19 protein-coding genes are annotated in these 19,210 nt (G+C 70.0%); 7 read left to right on the top strand and 12 right to left on the bottom strand.

Going from position 1 to position 19,210, the window contains the following annotated elements; translation table 11 throughout:
- Positions 1-163: 163 nt before the first annotated feature.
- A complete protein-coding gene (locus ACWIHY_RS29610) occupies positions 164-1,129 on the top strand; it encodes a LysR family transcriptional regulator (protein WP_454378955.1) in 966 nt (321 codons plus the stop codon).
- Here the strand turns inward: ACWIHY_RS29610 and ACWIHY_RS29605 are convergent.
- A complete protein-coding gene (locus ACWIHY_RS29605; RefSeq protein ID WP_454378954.1) occupies positions 1,045-1,839 on the bottom strand; it encodes an SDR family NAD(P)-dependent oxidoreductase in 795 nt (264 codons plus the stop codon). The genes ACWIHY_RS29610 and ACWIHY_RS29605 overlap by 85 nt on opposite strands.
- A gap of 208 nt (positions 1,840-2,047) precedes the next feature.
- Positions 2,048-3,742 carry a lysyl oxidase family protein gene (locus ACWIHY_RS29600; protein ID WP_454378952.1) on the bottom strand — a complete coding sequence of 565 codons (1,695 nt, stop codon included), beginning with the start codon at positions 3,740-3,742 and terminating at the stop codon, positions 2,048-2,050.
- Positions 3,743-4,035: 293 nt separating this feature from the next.
- Between ACWIHY_RS29600 and ACWIHY_RS29595 the strand changes: the two genes are divergently transcribed.
- Complete coding sequence (locus tag ACWIHY_RS29595; RefSeq protein WP_454378950.1) at positions 4,036-4,524, top strand: GNAT family N-acetyltransferase; 489 nt, start codon at positions 4,036-4,038, stop codon at positions 4,522-4,524.
- Positions 4,525-4,531: 7 nt separating this feature from the next.
- Here ACWIHY_RS29595 and ACWIHY_RS29590 read toward each other — a convergent pair whose 3' ends face one another.
- A complete protein-coding gene (locus ACWIHY_RS29590; protein ID WP_454378948.1) occupies positions 4,532-5,434 on the bottom strand; it encodes a helix-turn-helix domain-containing protein in 903 nt (300 codons plus the stop codon).
- 192 nt (positions 5,435-5,626) lie between these two features.
- On the opposite strand from ACWIHY_RS29590, the gene ACWIHY_RS29585 reads away from it, so the two are divergent.
- The gene (locus ACWIHY_RS29585) at positions 5,627-6,286 is read left to right on the top strand and encodes a DUF2278 family protein (RefSeq protein ID WP_454378947.1); all 660 of its coding nucleotides are present in this window, start codon (positions 5,627-5,629) and stop codon (positions 6,284-6,286) included.
- A gap of 54 nt (positions 6,287-6,340) precedes the next feature.
- Here the strand turns inward: ACWIHY_RS29585 and ACWIHY_RS29580 are convergent, their stop codons facing one another.
- The 5 genes from ACWIHY_RS29580 to ACWIHY_RS29560 all read right to left on the bottom strand — a co-directional run bounded on the left by ACWIHY_RS29580 (position 6,341) and on the right by ACWIHY_RS29560 (position 9,787).
- A complete protein-coding gene (locus ACWIHY_RS29580; RefSeq protein WP_454378945.1) occupies positions 6,341-7,054 on the bottom strand; it encodes a carbonic anhydrase in 714 nt (237 codons plus the stop codon).
- A 523-nt stretch (positions 7,055-7,577) separates the two neighbouring features.
- The gene (locus ACWIHY_RS29575; protein ID WP_454378988.1) at positions 7,578-7,877 is read right to left on the bottom strand and encodes a DUF6343 family protein; all 300 of its coding nucleotides are present in this window, start codon (positions 7,875-7,877) and stop codon (positions 7,578-7,580) included.
- Positions 7,878-7,940: 63 nt separating this feature from the next.
- Complete coding sequence (locus tag ACWIHY_RS29570) at positions 7,941-8,687, bottom strand: DUF2071 domain-containing protein (RefSeq protein ID WP_454378944.1); 747 nt, start codon at positions 8,685-8,687, stop codon at positions 7,941-7,943.
- Positions 8,684-9,016, bottom strand: a complete 333-nt coding sequence (locus ACWIHY_RS29565; RefSeq protein WP_454378942.1) for a metalloregulator ArsR/SmtB family transcription factor — start codon at positions 9,014-9,016, stop codon at positions 8,684-8,686. The genes ACWIHY_RS29570 and ACWIHY_RS29565 overlap by 4 nt, the downstream gene beginning before the upstream one ends.
- A 63-nt stretch (positions 9,017-9,079) precedes the next feature.
- The gene (locus ACWIHY_RS29560) at positions 9,080-9,787 is read right to left on the bottom strand and encodes a TetR/AcrR family transcriptional regulator (RefSeq protein WP_454378940.1); all 708 of its coding nucleotides are present in this window, start codon (positions 9,785-9,787) and stop codon (positions 9,080-9,082) included.
- A gap of 115 nt (positions 9,788-9,902) precedes the next feature.
- Between ACWIHY_RS29560 and ACWIHY_RS29555 the strand changes: the two genes are divergently transcribed.
- Positions 9,903-10,622 carry a DUF4386 domain-containing protein gene (locus ACWIHY_RS29555; RefSeq protein ID WP_454378938.1) on the top strand — a complete coding sequence of 240 codons (720 nt, stop codon included), beginning with the start codon at positions 9,903-9,905 and terminating at the stop codon, positions 10,620-10,622.
- Here the strand turns inward: ACWIHY_RS29555 and ACWIHY_RS29550 are convergent.
- Both ACWIHY_RS29550 and ACWIHY_RS29545 read right to left on the bottom strand, forming a co-directional pair.
- Positions 10,579-11,484 (bottom strand): aminoglycoside phosphotransferase family protein, encoded by a 906-nt coding sequence (locus ACWIHY_RS29550; RefSeq protein ID WP_454378937.1) that lies wholly within the window; start codon positions 11,482-11,484, stop codon positions 10,579-10,581. The genes ACWIHY_RS29555 and ACWIHY_RS29550 overlap by 44 nt on opposite strands.
- A gap of 108 nt (positions 11,485-11,592) precedes the next feature.
- Complete coding sequence (locus tag ACWIHY_RS29545) at positions 11,593-11,850, bottom strand: hypothetical protein (protein WP_454378935.1); 258 nt, start codon at positions 11,848-11,850, stop codon at positions 11,593-11,595.
- A 160-nt stretch (positions 11,851-12,010) separates the two neighbouring features.
- On the opposite strand from ACWIHY_RS29545, the gene ACWIHY_RS29540 reads away from it, so the two are divergent.
- Positions 12,011-12,874, top strand: coding sequence for an SDR family NAD(P)-dependent oxidoreductase (locus ACWIHY_RS29540; protein ID WP_454378934.1), 864 nt, complete (start codon positions 12,011-12,013; stop codon positions 12,872-12,874).
- Here the strand turns inward: ACWIHY_RS29540 and ACWIHY_RS29535 are convergent.
- A complete protein-coding gene (locus ACWIHY_RS29535; RefSeq protein ID WP_454378932.1) occupies positions 12,842-13,834 on the bottom strand; it encodes an aldo/keto reductase in 993 nt (330 codons plus the stop codon). The genes ACWIHY_RS29540 and ACWIHY_RS29535 overlap by 33 nt on opposite strands.
- A gap of 134 nt (positions 13,835-13,968) precedes the next feature.
- On the opposite strand from ACWIHY_RS29535, the gene ACWIHY_RS29530 reads away from it, so the two are divergent.
- Both ACWIHY_RS29530 and ACWIHY_RS29525 read left to right on the top strand, forming a co-directional pair.
- Positions 13,969-14,856 carry a LysR family transcriptional regulator gene (locus tag ACWIHY_RS29530; RefSeq protein WP_454378931.1) on the top strand — a complete coding sequence of 296 codons (888 nt, stop codon included), beginning with the start codon at positions 13,969-13,971 and terminating at the stop codon, positions 14,854-14,856.
- Positions 14,857-15,001: 145 nt separating this feature from the next.
- Entirely contained in the window at positions 15,002-18,718 is a 3,717-nt protein-coding gene (locus ACWIHY_RS29525) for a S8 family serine peptidase (RefSeq protein ID WP_454378930.1), read from the top strand.
- Positions 18,719-18,848: 130 nt separating this feature from the next.
- Here the strand turns inward: ACWIHY_RS29525 and ACWIHY_RS29520 are convergent, their stop codons facing one another.
- Positions 18,849-19,202, bottom strand: a complete 354-nt coding sequence (locus tag ACWIHY_RS29520) for a hypothetical protein (protein WP_454378928.1) — start codon at positions 19,200-19,202, stop codon at positions 18,849-18,851.
- Between the last annotated feature and the right edge of the window lie 8 nt (positions 19,203-19,210).

Here is a 19,210-nt window from a genome sequence, read left to right as displayed (position 1 = left end):
TCGCCGGCTCCGGTGAGGTGGGTACGGTCAAGACCTCGGTCCGGACCGCCGCACCCACCCCGAACAGGTTGCCGCCCTGGGCCCGCCAAGATCCTCGTTCACGGCCAACTCCCCAGTCAATCCTCGGGTTTTCTTCCACATATCCAAGCGATACCTTGACCCTGTGACTCTCGACGATCTCCGTGTCTTCGTCGCGGTGTGCAGGGCGGGCAGCCTCAGCGCCGTGGCCCGCGACCTGGCGTGCACCCAGTCCGCGGTGAGCCAGCACGTGAAAAGACTGGAACGGGACCTGGCCGTCAGCCTGCTGGAGCGCCACGCGCGCGGCGTCGTGCCGACCTCGGCGGGGCGCATCCTCCAGGCGGCGGCCGCCGACGGCATCGGAGGCATCGACCTGGCGGTACGCCGCCTTCAGGACCTCGTGCGCGGAGATGGCGGTTCGGTACGCATCACCACGGGAGCGACGACCGTACGGCACTTCATGGCCGAGGCCATCGTCGACTTCCGACGGCGCTATCCCCAGGTGAGCCTGGAGTTCGAGACGGAGAGCTCCAGCCGCAGCTGCTTCGACGCCCTCGCCGCGCACGACCTGGACCTCGCCTGGGTCACCATCGGCGCTCCCGTCCGGGGCATCGAGCAGCGGCCCGTCGTGGAACTGCCCTGGGTGCTGGCCGTCAAGGCCGACGACCCCCTGGCGGCCAGGAGCCGCATAGAGCCCGCGGACCTGGCGGACCTGCAACCGATCCGGCTGCCCGAGGGTTCGACGTCCCGGGCCCATCTGGACATGTGCTTCGCCGAGTTGGGAGTCCGCTGGACCGCCGACACGGGTGTCGCCGACTGGGACACCGCCATCCTCCTCGCGGAGCTCGGCCTCGGCCACGCCGTCGTACCCGCCGTTCCCGGCATGCACAGCGGCGGACACGACGGTCTGCGCCTGATACCGGTGCCCGCGCTGCCCGCCCTCTCAACCGGCTGGGCGGTGCGCCGCTGGGACGCCCTGAGCCCCCTGGCTCGCGCCTTCGCAGAGACGGTCGCCCACAGCCTCCGTCACGGGAGGATCGAGTCCACGTATCCGCCGTCGACCCGGACAGCCCCGCCCGTCGTGGCGGACGCGAAGGACGAGCTGAGATAGACCACCATGTGGGCGATCTCCTCGGGCTCGATCAGCCGCTGGAGGAGCGACTGCGGGCGGTGCTCGCGCATGAATTGCCGCTGCGCCTCTTCCCACGGCAGATCCCGGTCCACCAGCTCGTACACGAAGTCCTCCACACCTCCGGTGTGGGTGGGCCCGGCGATGACGGAATTGACGGTGACTCCGCTGCCTGCCGCCGATTTGGCGAAGCCGCGGGAGACGGCGAGGAGGGCCGTCTTGGACATTCCGTAATGGATCATTTCCGCCGGGGTGACGACGGCGGAGTCGCTGGCGATGTTCTGGACACGCCCCCAGCCGCGCTCCTTCATGCCGGGAAGGTAGCTGCGTGTCATACGGACCGCTGTCAGCACATTGACCTCGAAGTAGCGCCGCCATTCCTCGTCGTCGATGTCCAGCGCGGGCCGGGCGCCGAAGATCCCCAGATTGTTGACGAGAATGTCCGCGTCGGGCACGGCGTCGAGTACGCGCGCGGCGCCACTGTCGGTGGAGATGTCACCCGGCGCCGGCACGAAGGTGGCCTCGGGCGATTCGTCGCGCAGCCGGTCCAGGGCCTCACCGACGGACTCCGGAGTACGTCCGTTGACCGCGACGCGAGCACCCGCCCGGGCGAGTCCCGAAGCGATGGCGGCGCCGATTCCCTGGGTCGACCCCGTGACGAGGGCGGTCTTTCCCGCGAGATCGATGAGCACAGTGAGCCCCCTTCGTGTCGTGATGCTGCCACGCCCCGTTCGGCACGTGAAGCATCGCGTGGGCGGCGGACCCGGGACAGCACGGACCGGCCGGGTACTCCTCCGGTCGTTGTAGCACGCGACTTCGGAGGGACCCGGCCGGCCCGGTGCGACACCCCGGGTACAGATCTCGGGGGCGGGCATCACATGGTGTTTCGCCGGCAGGACGTCAGTTGGCGTTCACCAGGTCATGAGGAGGCACGGTCACCGTACGAGCGCCCGCACGGCCGCCCAGGACGACCTTGCGCAGAGCGCTGTTGTTGGTGAGGCTGGTCTCCTTGAGCCGCTTCTCGGGGTTGGCCAGGACCTGGATGTAGTACGTGCCGTTCGGCAGATTGCTGATGTCGAAGGACTGGCCGGGAAGGTCCTGGGTGTACGTGTCGCCGGAGCCGACGTCCAGCACTTCCCGGACGGAGATCGAGTTCTCCTGGCCGCACGCGGTGGACAGGTCGGTGTTGTCGGGGTGCCAGTTGGCGTTCTTCACCGTGTAGTCGACGGCGTCGGTGTTGGCCAGGCAGAAGGCCTCCTTGCCGCTGCGCACCGACTCGTTCTTGTCGGCCTTGAGCAGCCGGTAGCTGGCGAAGTCGGTGAAGTGCCAGTGCTCGTGGCCCGCGCGCGGGTCCCACTCCATGGTGCCGGTCGGCGTGTAACCGACCTGCTTGCCGTCGGCGTCGTAGAAGTACTGGTAGGCGTCCATCAGCTTCTTGCCCGGCGCACGGAACCCGTCGACCACCAGCTGAGCGGGGCCCGCGTTCCACACATTGGCGCTGAAGGCGAGGTAGTCCTTGCCCCGCGTGCTGCCCTGTCCCTTGCTGATGGTGATGCCGTAGGCCGGAAGCGAACGGAGGTCGGGCTTCGGCACGTCCGGCACGTCCGGCTCGCCAACCGGTCGCTTCGCGGCGGGCTTCATCGCGGGAGCCTTCCGCGAACCGTCCGTCTGACCGGGACCGTCACCCGTCGGCGCCGACGCACTGAAGGCGGCCTTCCTGAGCGCCCAGGGGAGGGCGGGCGGTGCGGGAGTGTGGGGCCCGTGGCCCACGTTGTACGAGGGACCCGCCCCGGTTGTCGCGGCGGTGGGCGCGGGCGCGGGCATCGCTCCGTGGCCGGAGTGGCCGGCCGCGTGCGACCCGTGCTTCATGGCCGCCGCGCCCCCGGGGCCGTCTTCGTAACTGCGCTCGCGGACGGTCAGCTTGATCGTACTGGGCTTGTCCTCCATGCCGAAGAGGTCGCGGTAGCGCTTGGCCACGGACACCTTGGCGGTGTACTTTCCGGCCTTCAGACGGACCGGGTCGGAGTAGTAGCCCGCGTACGTGTTGGATGCCCAGCCCTTCTCCACGCCCCAGACCGAACCGAGCGTGAACGGGTTGATCGGACAGCTCTCGGGGTACTTCGACTTGGCCGGCGCGTCGGGCCGTATGCGGCCGGAGGCGTTGTTGGGACAGAAGGCCTCGGACTTGTCCATCACCTTCCGGCCGGTGGCGTCGGTGATGGTGACCCTGGCAAAGCCGGGCAGCCCCGCGAAGTTCTTCACCAGGCCCACAGGGAGGGTCTTGGTCCGGGTCTCCGTCCCCTCGCGGATGACCTGCGTGACCACGACCGGGGACTTGTAGGACTTGCGGGTCACCTTGAGTTCGAGGGGCCCGTTCTCAGCGGTGACGTAGGTCCCGAGGTCCAGATAGACGCCAGGGCTCTCCTTGTAGGAGTCGAGCGTCACCGACTTCGAGGCAGCGATCAGGCTGAGCTTCGGCGTGCTGTCGGCCTCTTCGGCATCCGGTGCGGCCACGGCGACGCCGGCCGTCACGGTGATCGCCGCAGCGGCAGCGATCACCGAACGCCATGGGCGGGCTTGGTGAAATCTGGTCATCGTTCCTCGTATTTCCGAGTGCCTGCTGGGACGGTGGATGAACAGCCGGCGTACGGAATCCGGTCGGGCCGGCTGAGGCGCGAGGGGCTCTGATCGCGGAACTGTCTCCGGCCTGTGAGAGTTGGTGGAGGGGAGCCTGGGTTGTCTGTGGGCCCGTGACTCGCGGATCGTTGTCCGAAAATCGCCCTTCGATGCCTGGATCGAGCCGCCGTAGTGCTGTTTCCGCCGTACGAGCGGTCGGACGTGGTACGCGGTACGAAAAACCACTTGATCGACCGGCCTATGGTTTTCGCATGACGACCGCACTACGCCTGGTGAAGATCACCGCCGACAACATCGACGCCGCGATCGGCCTGAAGGTCCGCCCCGACCAGGAACACCTGGTCGCACCGGTCGTGAAGTCCCTCGCCGAGGCGTACGTGCACCCGGAGACGGCCTGGCCCCGCCTCATCCTCGACGGCGACCGGCTCGTCGGGTTCCTCATGGGCTTCTTCGACGTCGACTTCGCCGGGGACGGCAAGGGCGCCGACATCCGCTCGGGCCTCTGGCGCCTCAACATCGCGGCCGGAGAACAGGGCCGTGGATACGGGCGCTTCGCGGTCGACTCCGTGGCCGCCGAGATCCGCCGTCGCGGCGGCACGCGTCTCACCGTCAGCTGGCATCCGGGCGAGGACGGCCCCGAAAGCTTCTATCTGGGGCTGGGTTTCCGGCCCACGGGGGAGATGAGCGGTGATCAGAAGGTGGGCGAGCTGGAGTTGGCAGCGGCGTTCAAGCCCGCTTAGGCGCTGGTCAGCCTGCCGTACGGGCGATCTGGGTGACCAGCGCGGCGCTGAGCCAGTCGTGGGCGGCGCCCGGCGTCGGTTCCGCCTGGCCGGAGAGTTCGGCCGTGAGCTGCCAGTAACGGTCGATGCGGGCGTCGGCGGCGAGCTGACGGCTGAGCCGGTGGCGGAAGGCGGGAGTGTCCCGCTTGCCGCAGGACCGGGCGTAGGCGGATACGAAGCAGTCGAGCGCCTCGCCCTCCTGCGGCGGCAGCTGTGCCCGCACCCGTGGTGACGCCAGCGCGTACGCCTCGCCGAGACCGTCGTAGAGAACGGCCGGGCGGTAGCCCTCGGCGGGCTGGTGCGCCGCGGGCTGACAGTGACCGGCGCCGGGGTGAATGGCGCACGCGAGGGCATGCAGCCGCGCGAAAGTGAGCACGTGAAGCGGGGTCGGGTCGGCCGGGGGCTGCGGAACCGCCTGTTCGATGATCGTGGAGACCAGTCGGGCCGGCAGCCGCGCGGGCAGCCAGCGCCGCCAGAAGCGGGCGATCGCGGCCGTGCTCGGTGGAGCGGTCACGGCGCCGATCAGGCGCAGCCGTTCGGCGCGTTCCTCGGCGGTGCAGTCCCGGAGCAGCTGAAGGGCGGCCTCTCGCCAGCGCAGGACGGTCAACTGGGAGCCGAGCTCGCGCAGTTGTCCCGCGATGATGTCCTCCAGGGCATCCTCCTGGTCGAGGGCCCTGGCCACGTCAGGGACCGGCAGATCGAGAGTCCTCAGTGAGCGGATGAGGTGCATCCGCTCGAGCGCCTCCGGGGCGTAGCGCCGGTGGCCACCGGCGCTACGGGCAGCCTCGGGCAGCAGGCCGCGATCGGAGTAGTAGCGGACCGTCTTGACGGTGACGCCCGCATGCTCGGCGAGCTCTCCGATGCTCAGCATGCCGTCGTGGAACAAGGCTTGGACCTCCCTCAGGGGACCTCCTACCGTACCGGTGGCTCCGAGGCGCCACTGAGGGACGGCTCAACGACGGGCGGCTGAACGAACGACGGACGCTCCCCGTCCGAGTGTCAGCGGGCGGGCCTCTCCGCGCGTCTTCCCCCTCGGCCGAAGGCCGGTGATTGACTGCGGATCATGCCGCTCGACAATTACGGCGTGCTGTCAGGAACACTGCACCGCCACTTCCGTGATCAGCCCGACACCCAGGGCCGTTGGTTCCACGTCAACCTGGAGGTCGATGCGCCCGCCGGGCGGTACCGGTGTGCCGTCGACGTGGACAGCAAGCAGTCCAGCACCGGCGTCCAGTGGAAGGCCTTCACCCTGGACGCAGCGGCGCTCGGCGCGGTGGCCGGTACGGCGCCGGGATACCGCGACCTGGCCCACGCCCCCGGGTCGGGCGCGCTCGACTGCGTGCGGCACCCGGCTCTGCTGCACCGCTCCGGCTGCGTGTTCGTGCGCCGGCCACCGGCCTGGCTGCAGGCAATCCTCAACAGGCTGAACCCGCCGCAGCCGTGGACTTCGGGTTCCAACCTGGACGCGGCCCGGGCGCTCGAGCCGATCCTTGTCGCCGGCCGGACGATCCTGGTCTTCGGCGAGCCGTTCAGCCATGGTCTCGGCATGCACAACATCCATCAGAACCAGGGCGATCCCTATGGCAGTCAGTGGTGGGAGGAGAACGGCATCTGGCAGGACGGCGCGACACTGACCCGCAGAGGCGACGGCCGGTTCGACGTGTTCCTGTCCAAGTTCTCCAGCCAGGCCGACCGGACCGATGACGAGGGCCACCCGTCCTAGGCGCCGGGTTCACTTTCCTGGGCAGGCCCTGCTCCCGCACCCACCAACGAGCCGTCAGCCGATGGCGTGGACGCGTTGAGAATGGAGCTCGTAACGCGCTCCGACGATGGCCAGCTTCCCCGCGGCGACCCTGTCCGCCAGGTCGGGCTCGGCTGCGAGGCGGGAGCGGATCATGTTGGCATTGCGAGTGACGGTCGAGTCGATGCGGGCGTCGCCGTGCTGGCTGTGGTCTATGGCCGGTCTTATCTGATCGGCCAAGTACTGTATGTGCGCGGGGAGTTGCTCCCCCGTCTCTTCCGCGCGCACGGCGGCGGAGACGGCACCGCACGACTGGTGCCCGAGCACCAGGATCAGCGGTATGTCCAGTTCCAGGGCGCCGTACGCGATGCTGCCGAGGACGGCCTCGTCCAGGACCCCGCCGGCCGACCGGACCGTCATGAGGTCACCGAGGCCCTGGTCGAAGACCAGTTCCGGTGGCACGCGGGAATCTATGCATCCCAGGACCACGGCGAACGGGTTCTGCCCCGACACGAGCGACTGACGTACGGAGGGTGTCTCGTGCGGATGCCGCTGCTGGAATGTGCGCCAGCGGCGGTTGCCGGCGGCCAGCTCGCGCAGCGCTGCTTCGGGGGTGCGCGGTGTGCTCGCCGCCGCGGCCGCGGGCGCGGCCTCGGCAGGCGAGGCGGTCAGTGCGATTGCCGCTCCTGCGGCGGCAGTTCCGGCGACAGCGGCCCGCAGTAGAGCGCGGCGCCCTGTGGTGAGCGGCACAGATGATGCACATCGATTCAAGGTCACGAGGGGAACGTAGCTGTCACGTTCTGGCCTGAGATTCATGATTGTGATCTGTTGGCATACCCTTGAACAAACCATGGCCGCCGGTGTCTTGAGTGACCGCAGCCCGCACTCGGGCGGACATGTGGACGCTACCCCTCCCTTTGGGGATCCGACGGCGCTGCCTCGAAGGAAGAGGTCCGTCCAGCGCGACTTCCAGGTCCGTACGCGCGGTCTCGGCCGGCGTTTCGCGAATCCGCGCCACCTCGTCCCCGAAGGTCCGTTCGCCGGATCCCGTCGGCGTGGGGGTGAAAGGGGCCGCGTTCCAGCACGGCCGCAACGCGGCGCGTACGAGCAGTGCGGTGACCGGGTCGTCGGCTTGTTGTGGTCCTCCAGGCCCCGCCGCCATGTCTACCTGGCTCTCTGGCTGCCCAATGGGCTGATCGTCGGATGCGAGTGGGGACGGCCGTCATGGCAGCGGCTTCCCTGGCGGCCACCCTGGCTCTGGCGCGCGGGCCGGTCAGCCGCGCGTACTCCGGTCGTGGCGGTGGTGCCTGATGACGGCGACATCGACGAGTGCGAGCAGGGCCAGTACGGCGAAGAGCAGGGCGACAGCTCCCAGGGCCCACGGGTTGGGCGCGGAGCCCGCCTGCGAGCGCCACGCCCATACGCCGAACAGCACGGCAAGGGCCAGGAACAGCGGCATGTGGACCTTCGCCAGCAGGTGCCTCAGTCTGTAAGCACGGCGTCGTCCGTGGGGTGAGGGAGGGGCGGCCTCAGGGCGCCGTCGTTTGTCCTGGGCGGGACTGTTGTCGCGCATCGGCTGCTCCAACGGCGAAGGGCCCCTCTGCCCAGGGTAGTCCTGGTAGGTGCTCCGCCATGATCAGCCGACGAGTCGCATGCTTCCGTCGGCGGCCATGCTCTGAAGGGGGAGCCAGCTGACGGGGACGTCCCGCATCACGAGGGCGCAGTCGAGGGTCGCGCTTCCCTGCGGGAAACGGTCGAGGTCGGAGAAGAAGGAAGATGTGGCGGAGCGTACCCGGCCGGCTTCCACGCGCCAGGCGTCGGTCCGCAGTTCCATTCCGTCGAGGTGCCGGCCGGAGCTGGTCGCGGAGAAACCTTTGGCGCCGCGGCGGAAGAAGGCCGAAGCCTCTTTCAGGTCGGCGAAGAGATGACTGCCCCGCAGCTCGTCTGCCACCTCGACAGTGACGTCCACCCGGGTGTCACCGTCCCGCGTCGCGAAGGCGACGCGCACTTCTTCCGGCGTCTCCTGTACGTCGAAATCGGCGCGGCCGTGCTCGCCGGGGAAGACGCGGCCCCCGGCCCAGCTGTTGATGCGTGACGCGGTGTCGCGGCGCGGGATGTAGACGCCGGTCTCGACGCCGTCAGGGCCGTCCCACTCGACGGAGATCCGGTGCGCCGCGTTCTCGCTGCGCAGCCCGGCCGACTTGGGCGCCCAGGCGGGCCGTACGCCCCCCAGTCGCAGGAGGCAGATGCCGGCGACCGCGTAGCCGTGCACCAGCTGAGGGCGCAGCCCGGCCGGGAGCAGGCGGGTGGCGACGTCGGGGTCGACGCGGTAGTTCACCAGGAGCCGTCGTTCGATGACGCTGGCCAGACGTGGTTGCTTCATGAGTCCTTGTTCTCGCTGGTGGGCTGCCACTTGGTGTGCCGCAGCACGATCTGCTCGGGACAGACCGCGCTGAGGAACCGGCCGACGCAGATGGCCAGCCGTTCCTCGGCGAGTGTGTAGAGGATCCGGTTGCCGTCGCGGCGCTCCGTGACCAGCCCCGCACCCTTGAGTACTCCGAGGTGCCGTGAGATGGACGGCGCACTGATCGCGAACCTGCCCGCGATCTCCCCGGCCGCGAGTTCGCCACCTCTGAGGTCCTCCAGAATCTGGCGCCTCGTCGGGTCGGCGAGTGCGCGGAAGACTCCTGCCTCGTCGTCGACTTCTGTCATGCCCAACATTTAGCACATTAGCTAAATGGCTAACAAGGTCCGGGGGGGGTGACGCCCTGGCCCTCACCCGGCCGTCGCGCTGCTCCACCCTTGCTGCCGGAGTCGTTCGAATCCGTCCAGGAGGAGATCCAGCGCGAACTCGAACTCGAACTGATCGTCACACCCGGGGCCCACGACGGAGTTCGCGTCATGAGTCACCGCACCGGCCAGCTCCATCACGTAGGGATACGTACCCCCGCCCCCTTCCGGCGCGGGGGGCGGGGCCGTCTGCTGCGCCCCCGGCCCGGGGCGGGGCGCGGGGTCGAACAGCTCCTGGGTGAACCCCAGCATCCGGCTGCCCAGGGCGTGCATCGCGTGATGCGTCAGGTCGACGGAGAATCCGCCGGTCCGGAACATGCCGATCACTGAGTCCATGTAGGCCAGCACGGCCGGCGTCGGGCTGGTGCGCGACCGGATCACCTGAGCCGCCCAGGGGTGACCGAGCAGGGCTCGTCTCGCCGAGAGGATTCTCTGCCGGACCGCGCTCTTCCCGTCGGGACCGGCGGCCGGAGGGTCGATCTCACCGACGACGGCATCCACCATGCCGTCCAGGAGCTGCTCCTTGTTGGCGACGTGCTTGTAGAGCGCCATCGGCACAACGCCCAGCTCCTGCGCGAGCTTGCGCATGCTGAGCGCTTCGATCCCGATGTCATCGGCGAGCGCGACGGCGGCGCGCAGCACCCGGTCCCTGCTCAGAGGGGCCCGCCGCGCCGCCTCCGTCTGCTGAGCCATCTCGACCAGCTCCCTCGTGATCAGTCGTGGACCGGCAATCGCTTGACGAGTGTACGACGTACACCTAACGTGAGCACTCGGTGTACGCCGTACACCAGTCATGGGGAGGGTCCACATGGGCTCAAGCAGAAAAACCGCGGTCGTCACCGGGGCGTTCTTCCTTGTCACCGAGGTCGCCGCGATCGGCGGGCTCGCGTTGTACGGCCCTGTTCTGCAAGGTGCCGATTACGTCGTCGGTTCCGGCGCCGACACCCGGGTGTTCCTGGGGGCCCTGTTCGAGATAGCCCTGGTCACAGCCGTGATCGGCTCCGGGGTCACGCTGTTTCCGGTCATCAAGAGGCAGAACGAAGGGGCCGCGCTGGCCTACGTCTGTGGTCGCCTGCTCGAAGCCGCCGTCATCGTCGTCGGCATCATCAGCGTTCTGTCGGTCGTCACGCTGAGGAGGGACTACGCGGCGGACACGGGCGGCGCCGAAGCCGCGTCTCTCGTCACGGCCGGCAAGACCCTGGTGGCGATCCATGACTGGACGTTCCTTTTCGGGCCCAACTTCGTCCTGGGAGCGAACACGCTGGTCCTGGCGTGCTTGATGTACCGCTCGGGACTCGTGCCACGATTCATCGCCGTGCTGGGGCTGGTCGGGGGGCCCTTGATCTGCGCTTCGGCGACCGCGGTGATGTTCGGGCTCTACGAGCAGGTCTCCGTGCCGGGGTCGGTCGCGGCCGTCCCCGTGTTCGCCTGGGAAGTGACACTTGCCGTCCGGCTCATCACCAAGGGGTTCAACCCCGTTCCCGTCACGCCCGGTGACACGTGGGGTCGGCGAGGATCTCGCCGATGACGTGGCGTGCGATGGCGGCCATCACCGGATTCGTCTCCCGGTAGGACCGCAGTTCCATCAGCGCGATCGACAGAGCCCAGCCCCGGCCGCGCGCCCACTGCGCGTCGTCGGCGGCCAGAGCGGCGCGGAAGGCCCCGCGCGCGTCGGCCGGCAGCACGTACCACGCCGCGATCAGGTCGACCGCCGGATCGCCGAGGCCCAGGCAGCCGAAGTCGATGACGGCGCTGAGCCGCCCACGGGTCATCAGCAGATTCCCCGGTTGCAGGTCCGCGTGGATCCAGACCGCCGGACCGGGCCGCGCGGGGGCCTTCAGGGCGACCTCCCATGCGGCGGTCGCCGCGTCGGTGTCGACGATTCCGCGCAGCTCCCCGATCGCGTCGCGCGTCTCGGCGTCTCGTGCCGCCAACGGCTCGCTGCGGTACGAGGGAGGCCCATCGGCAGGAGTGATCCGGTGCAGCGCGGCGACGAACTCCGCCAGATCCCCGGCGAGCGAGCCGGAATCGGCGACGCGCCCGACGGCCGGGTTCTCGCCCTCCAGCCAGCGGTAGACGGACCAGTGCCAGGGATAGCCCTCGGCGGGGGTCCCCTTGCCGAGCGGTACGGGAATGGCGACCGGGAGCGGCGGGGCGAGCCGCGGCAGCCACCGGTGCTCCTTCGCCACATCGTCGGCGGGCCCGGCGCCGAGAGGAAGTCGCACGACCATCTCCTCGCCCAGCCGGTACATGACGTTGGACGTGCCGGCGGAGCCCGCCTGCTCGACGGGAAGGTGCGCCCACTGCGGAAACTGCGCGGTGATCAGCCGATGTACGAGAGACGCGTCGATGTCAGGACACCTTCCGAAACGAGTGGGAGAGGACGGCACTTGACCGCCAACTGCCTGTCGGCGGTACGCCCATACGAGCGTTCCGGGACCTCGGCCGTCAACTCATTTCGGTGACCGCACCACCGAAGGCGCCGCGGTTCGCCGCTCCTACTGGACGCTCTCGCGGTCCAGTCCCAGGGACGACGTGGTGTTCTCGAACGTGGCCTCCTCGACGATCGGACCTGGGCCGACCACGCTCGTTGTCTGCCGGTCCATCCAGAACGCGAGGTCGAGCGAGGTCTTGGTGAGGGTGTCCGAGGCGTCCAGGACCAGCTTCTCGGGTCCCGCGGCCTGCGCCGGCGCCGCCGCGCTGCCGAGCACAAGGAGATGGAGAGCCGTGGTCGCGGCGGCTGATCGAAGTTTCATGGGCCCACCTCTGTTGCAGGGACATTCCGGACGATCAACGAAGGCGCCCGGTGAGCGTTACGCATTCCTGTCGCACGGCCCGCGTCGGCCGGCTGGTGGTGGTGACACCAGGCTCGACACACCCTGCCCCAGCGCGGCGCCGTACAGCAGGATGGCCGGTATGAACCGACGCACAACCTTGATCACCGGCGCGACACAGGGCCTGGGCCGCGGCATCGCGTTCGACCTCGCCGCACGGGGTGACACCCTCCTGCTGCACGGCCGCGACCGGGGCCGTCTCGACTCCGTCGCCGCCGAAGTGCGAGCCGCCATTCCCGGTGCCACCGTCCGCACCTACCTCGCCGATCTGGCCGATCTCGACCAGGTGCGCGCCATGGCCGAACGGATCCGTGCGGCCGAACCGCGGCTCGACGCGCTCGTCAACAACGCCGTCGCGGGCGGAGGCGCCGAACCCCTGCGGCGGGAGCTGAGCCGACAGGGGTACGAGCTGCGGTTCGCCGTGAACCACCTGGCCCCGTACGCGCTCACCCGGGACCTGCTCCCGCTGCTCACCGCCTCGGCACCCGCGCGGGTGGTCAATGTCGCCTCGATCGGCCAGGAGGCCCTCGACTTCGACAACATCATGCTGGAACGGGAATACGAGGGGCTGCGCGCCTACTGCCGCAGCAAGCTCGCGATGATCACGGCGACCTTCGAGCTGGCCGCCGAACTCGACGGCACGGGTGTCACGGTGAACACCCTCCACCCGGCCCATCTGATGGACACCAACGGGGTGCGCGAATACGGCCTTACTCCGGTCACGAGCATCGACGAGGGCGTACGGCCGACCGTACGCCTGCTCACCGACCCGGAGCTCAGCTCGGTCACCGGCCGCTACTTCGACCGGTTCACCGACACCCGGGCGCACGAGCAGGCTTACGACGTCGACGCCCGGGAACGCCTGATGCGGCTGACGCACGCCCTCATCGCCCCGGGCGGGCCCGGCCGCGGTTCAGTCCTTGGCGAGGATCGCCTCGATACGTGAGAGTTCGGCGTCGTCGAACTCCAGCCGGGCGGCGGTCTCGACACTGTTGCGCAGCTGTCGGGCGCTGCTCGCTCCGACGACCGCGGAGCACACCGTGTCGTCGCGCAGCGCCCAGGCGAGCGCGAGCTGGGCGAGCGACTGGCCCCGCTCACCCGCCAGCTCGTTCAGCGCCCGCAGCCGCGACACCAGCGGGCCCGTGACTTCGTCCGCGGTCAGGAACGGGCTCGTGCCGGCCGCGCGGGAGTCCTCCGGAACGCCGTCGAGGTAGCGGTCCGTCAGGAGCCCCTGGGCGAGCGGCGAGTAGGCGATGGCTCCGGCTCCCACCTCCCGCAGGGTGTCCAGCAGTCCGTCCTCCGGAGCGCGGTCCAGCATCGAGTAGCGGGGCTGGTGGATCAGCAGCGGGGTGCCGAGGTCACGCAGGATCGCGGCGGCCCTCCGCGTCTCCTCGGCCGGGTAGTTGGAGATGCCGGCGTAAAGAGCCTTGCCCTGCTGGACAGCGGTGTGCAGCGCCCCCATGGTCTCTTCGAGCGGCGTGCCGGGGTCGTACCGGTGCGAGTAGAAGATGTCGACATGGCCGAGCCGCATCCGGCGCAGGCTCTGGTCGAGGGACGCGAGGAGGTACTTGCGCGAGCCCCATTCCCCGTACGGGCCCGGCCACATCAGGTAGCCGGCCTTGGTGGAGATGACGACCTCGTCCCGGTACGGCGCGAAGTCTTCGGCGAAGATGCGCCCGAAGACGGTCTCGGCCTCGCCGGGAGGGGGGCCGTAGTTGTTGGCGAGGTCGAAGTGCGTGACCCCCAGGTCGAAGGCGCACCTCAGGATCTCGCGCTGCGCGTCCGGACCGCGGTCGCTGCCGAAGTTGTGCCACAGGCCGAGCGACAGCGCCGGCAGCTTCAGACCGCTGCGGCCGATACGGCGGTAGGGCATGGAGTCGTACCGGCCGGGGTGGGCGGAGTACACGTGGGTCTCCTCGGTGGAGTGCGGGTCGGCGGGAGCGCACGCGCAGCGTGCGCCGCGTACGCCAGACTGCCCGGGCGCCGTCATCCCGTCCAACAGAAGAATCCGAAGGATTTGAGAAGCTATGCTTCTGAATCATGGAGCTGAGACACCTGGAGTACTTCGTCGCGGTGGCCGAGGAATGCCACTTCACCCGGGCCGCGCAGAGGCTGATGGTGTCGCAGTCCGGGCTGTCGGCGTCCGTCCGGGAGCTGGAGCGGGAACTCGGCACGGCACTGTTCGCCCGCACCACCCGTTCGGTCGGCCTGACCGAGGCGGGGCGCGCGCTGCTGGCCGAGGCGCGGCGTACGCTCACGGCCGCCCGCGCCGCCAAGGACGCCGTGGCCGCTGTCCAGGGTTTGCTGCGCGGCACTCTCACCGTGGGCACCGAGCAGTGCATCGCGGGAGTGCGTGTCCCCGGGCTGCTGGCGCGCTTCCACCAGCGGCACCCGCAGGTCGAGATCCGGCTGCGTCAGGCGGGCTCGGCCCAGCTGATCGAGGAGGTCGGCAGCGGACGGCTCGACCTGGCCTTCGCCATCGACTGCGGAGACACGCCGCGGACCGTACGGATGCTGCCGCTCACCGTCGAGCCGATGCTGCTGCTCTGCCACCCGGAACACGCGCTGGGCGCGGCGGAGGAGGTCTCCTGGCACGAGCTGCGCGACGAGCGCTTCATCGACTTCCACTCCGACTGGGGGCCGCGCAGGGTCGGCGACGCGGCGTTCGCCGCCGCCGGGATCGGCCGGCAGGTCTCGCTGGAGGTCAACGACGTCCACAGCCTGCTGGAGCTGGTCCGCGAGTCGCTCGGCGTCGCGCTCGTTCCCCAGCACTTCACGCGCAAACCGGAAGCGGAGGGGCTGCGTGCCGTCCCGCTGGCCGGCGCGCGGCGGCTGACGTACAGCAGCGTGACCGCGCTGCCCCACGAGGAGGTCACGAGCCCGGCGGCGCGTGGCCTCCTGGGGATGCTGGAAACAGCCACTTCCTGACCTGCTTCGTCCGATACGGCGGGACTGGCGGGTCACCGCCATGGCAGCTAACCGCCAAGTGCTGGTGTCCCCAAGCAACTTGTCAGCCCCGAGACTCCTCGTACGCCCGGAGACACCCCTCCACCGGGCGTACGAGGAGAGAATGATGACGAGAGCTCCCGCCGGACGCGGAGCCCGGCTGCTGGCAGCCGGGCTCTCGCTCGTACTGCTCCCCGCCGCACACGCCACCGCCGCCTTCGCGGCCGTCGGTCCGGCCGGCGCGGACCGTGACCCGGCCGCCGCCGCACCCCGGTCCGCCGCCGCGCGCGCCGCGCACACCGTCACCCTGATCACCGGCGACAAAGTGACGGTCACCGATCTCGGCGGCGCCAGGAAGACCGTCACCGTGGAGCGCGCCAAGGGTGCGACCGGGGCCGTCCGCAGCCAGATATCCGGCGGCCGGATCACCGTCGTACCCGACGAGGCGCGCCCGTACCTGCGCACCGGCGTCCTCGACAAGCGCCTCTTCGAGGTCAGCGCGCTCATCGAGCAGGGACTCGACGACCGGTCCGTCGAAGGCTTGCCGCTGATCGTGACGTACGAGAACGAGAGCCGGTCCACGCCTCGCGGCGCCGAGCAGGTCCGGGCGCTGCCGAGCGTCGGCGGCGCGGCCGTCGACGCGGCGAAGTCGGGGGAGTTCTGGCGCACGGTCGCGAGCGGCGCGGGCGCCCGCAGCTTCTCGGCGGGGGTACGGAAGATCTGGCTCGACGGCCGGGTCACGGCGGCCATGGCCGACAGCAACGCCCAGATCGGCACGCCCGAGGCCTGGGAGGCCGGGCTCACCGGCAAAGGGGTCAAGGTCGCGGTCCTCGACACCGGGGTGGACGCCGGACACCCCGACCTCCAGGGGCGGATCAGCGAGACCAAGAGCTTCATCGAGGGCGAGGAGGTCGCCGACCGCAACGGCCACGGCACCCACGTCTCCTCCACGGTCGGCGGCAGCGGCGCGGCCTCCGGCGGCAAGGAGAAGGGCGTCGCCCCGGACGTGGACCTGGCCGTGGGAAAGGTGCTCAGCGACGGGGGCTCCGGCTCCGAGTCGCAGATCATCGCCGGTATGGAGTGGGCGGCGAAGGACGTCCGCGCGAAGATCGTCTCCATGAGCCTCGGTTCCCAGGAGGGCACCGACGGTACCGACCCGATGGCACAGGCCGTCAACAGCCTCTCCAAGGACACCGGCGCCCTCTTCGTCGTCGCCGCGGGCAACTCGGGCGCCCCCGGCACCATCGGCTCGCCCGGCTCCGCCGACGCAGCGCTGACGATCGGGGCGGTCGACTCCGCAGACGAGGCGGCCGACTTCACCAGCCGAGGGCCGCGCACCGGCGACAACGCCCTCAAGCCGGACCTGTCCGCGCCCGGCGTCGACATCCTCGCCGCGCGCTCGCAGCTCACCGGAGGCGACGGCCCGTACGTGACGATGAGCGGTACGTCGATGGCGACCCCGCACGTCGCAGGTGTGGCCGCACTGCTGGCGCAGAAGCACCCCGACCGGACGGGGCAGCAGCTCAAGGACACGCTGATGAGCACGTCCAGACGGCTCACCGCGTCCGCCTACACACTCGGCGCCGGCCGGGTCGACGTTCCGGCGGCGACGCGGGCGACGCTCAGCGCGACCGGCAGCGCCGACCTCGGCTTCTACGGCTGGCCGTACGAGGAGAACAAGCCCGTCACCCGCACGGTGACCTACACCAACTCCGCCGACCGCCCCGTCACGTTGGACCTGGCCGTTGAGGGCACCTCCGACGGCGTTGTAAGCCTCGCCGACTCCACGCTCACCGTGCCCGCGAACGGCGCAGCGCGGACCACCGTCACAGGCGACGGCGCCGATGCTCCCGTCGGCAACACCTCCGGCCGGATCGTCGCCACCAGCGACGGCAGGACCGTCGCCCACACCGCCGTCGGCATGGTGAAGGAGGAGGAGCGCTACAACCTCACCGTCCACGTCAAGGACCGCGACGGCTCTCCCACCCCGGCCTGGCTCGGCGTGCAGCGCCTCGCGGCCGGACACGATCCCTTCCCGGCCACCGTCGGCGCATCGGGCACGGTCGAACTGCGGCTGCCGCCCGGCACGTACACCGTCGACTCCTTCCTCGACGTACGCGGCAGCAACGGCAAGGACTCCCTGGGACTCGGCTTCCTCACCGATCCCGGGATCGTCCTGGATCGGGACCGCGAAATCACCCTGGACGGAAGCAAGTTGCGAGAAATCCGTGCCGCGGTGGACCGCCGCACCGAGACCCGCCAGGTGCTCATGGAGTTCAGCCGCAAGGCAGGCGGCGCGTCCTACGGCGGAGTGGTGCAGGTGCCGCCGTCGTACGACAGCGTCTTCGCCGCGCCCACCCGCGCGCCCGCCACCGGCACCTTCGAGTACCGGACCGCCTGGAGGCTCGGCAAGCCGATGCTGGATGTCACGGCGGACGGCCGCAGGCTCGGTGGCACCCGTGTGCAGGCCGGCACGGCCGTGCTCGACGGACACACGCGCCTGGACGTCGTGGACGCGGGCGCCGGTGGTCCGGCCGACTACGCGGGCCGGCCGGTCCGGGGCAAGGCCGTCGTCGTACGTCACACCGGCGCGATCGAACCGGCGCGGCTGGCGCAGAACGCCCAGGACGCAGGTGCGAAGGCCCTGTTCGTCACCGATGACGAACCCGGCAGGCTGATGGAGTGGTTCGGCACGGAGGCGTACGAGGACCGGCCGCTGCACGTCGCAACGGTCGACGCCGCCGACGGCGCGCGCCTGATCGACGCCGCCCGCCGCGACCGGCGCCTCGAGCTGACCGGCACGCAGTACACGCCGTTCGTGTACGACCTGTCCGAGGGCCACCCGGGATCGGTGCCGGACGAGGACCTGACGTACCGGCCCGGGAAGCGTGAACTGGCCGTACTGGACAGCAAGTTCCATGCCGCCGAGGCGGCCGACGGCAGCGACTTCCGCTACTCGATCACCGACACCTTCCCGGTCGGCTTCGGCTTCCAGGAGAAGATCGCGTTCCCGGCCGAGCGCACCGACTACGTCAGCACCGGACCCGGCCAGCGCTGGCACGAGTCGGTGACGAACGGCCCCGGAGCGATCGAACAGCGCAGTGGCACCCCGGTCTACCGCGGAGGCGTCCGCTCCGGGCTCAACTGGTTCAAGCCCGTCCTGCATCCGTGGCTCGGCACCGGCCTCGGCTGGGGCCAGCAGCGCAGCGGAAACAACCTGATGTTCAACACCCCGGGCTGGGGCGACTCGGGCCCCGACCACACCGGCTTCGGCGATGTCTGGAGCGACACCTCGATGACCCAGTTCACCGAGGTGTACGCCGACGGGGAACTGGTCGACCGCAAGATGAGTTCTGGGGCGTACGCCTGGGACGCGGACCCGGCCGAGCGTACGTACCGGGTCGTCACCGACACCACCCTGGACGCGGACCGCTGGCGGCTGTCCACGAGCGGCCACTCCGAGTGGACCTTCCGCTCCAAGGAGACCCCGGCCGACCGGCTCACCGTCCTGCCGCTGCTCAACCTCGGCTTCGACGTGGACACCGACCTCACCGGTGACGTGCGGGCGGGCAAGCGGCTGGAGGTCGGGATCTTCTCCGAGTACGTCAAGAAGGCGGAGGGCACCGGGAAGATCGGCGGCGGCACGCTGGAGGTCTCCTACGACGACGGCAGGACGTGGACCGAGGTCGCGCTCGACGCCGTACGCGGGAAGTCCGCGGCGTGGGAGGGCTCGGTGCGGGTACCGAAGGACGCGCGCTACCTCTCGCTGCGGGCCTCGGCGGGCGATGACCGGGGCGGCTCGGTGCAGCAGGAGATCATCCGAGCGGTGGGGGTGAAGAACTAGTGCGCGTGACGGAGCGGGAGGCGTAAAAGCTCACTCGGCATCCGAGGGCCCGGTGCGACTGAACGCCGTACCGGGCCGCCGACGGCCGCCCCCGGCGCAACCGGAGGCCCGAGCGTCCGTCCGGCTCGGATCACAGGCGTCGCAGGAGCCTCCGCAGGCGCTTCAGGGGACGTGGCGGCGGCTTGGCGGGCGGCGTCGTGTCACCCGGAGTCCACAAGGCGACTTGCGGCATGAGGAAGCGCGAGCCCGAAACCTCCATCGCGCAGAAGAGCTCGCCGCCCATGTCTTCGAGAAAGATGCGAAACGGCCGGGGCGGCTCCTCGGGCAGTTCCGCCGTGAGGATCGTGACGCCTTTGACCCGGCCCTGCTGGTAGGCGACGACCTTCCCGTCCACCAGGAGCTCTGTGCCGTCGGCGGGCCGCCCGACCTGGACCGTGATCGAGTGCCCGTCCTGATCGAGGTGAAAACGGTGACCGCGGGCCATGGCGAACC

It is taken from the genome of Streptomyces sp. NPDC055287 (genome assembly GCF_053646035.1).
Note: the sequence above shows the minus strand (reverse complement) of the source record. Positions and strands in the feature narration are given on the sequence as shown.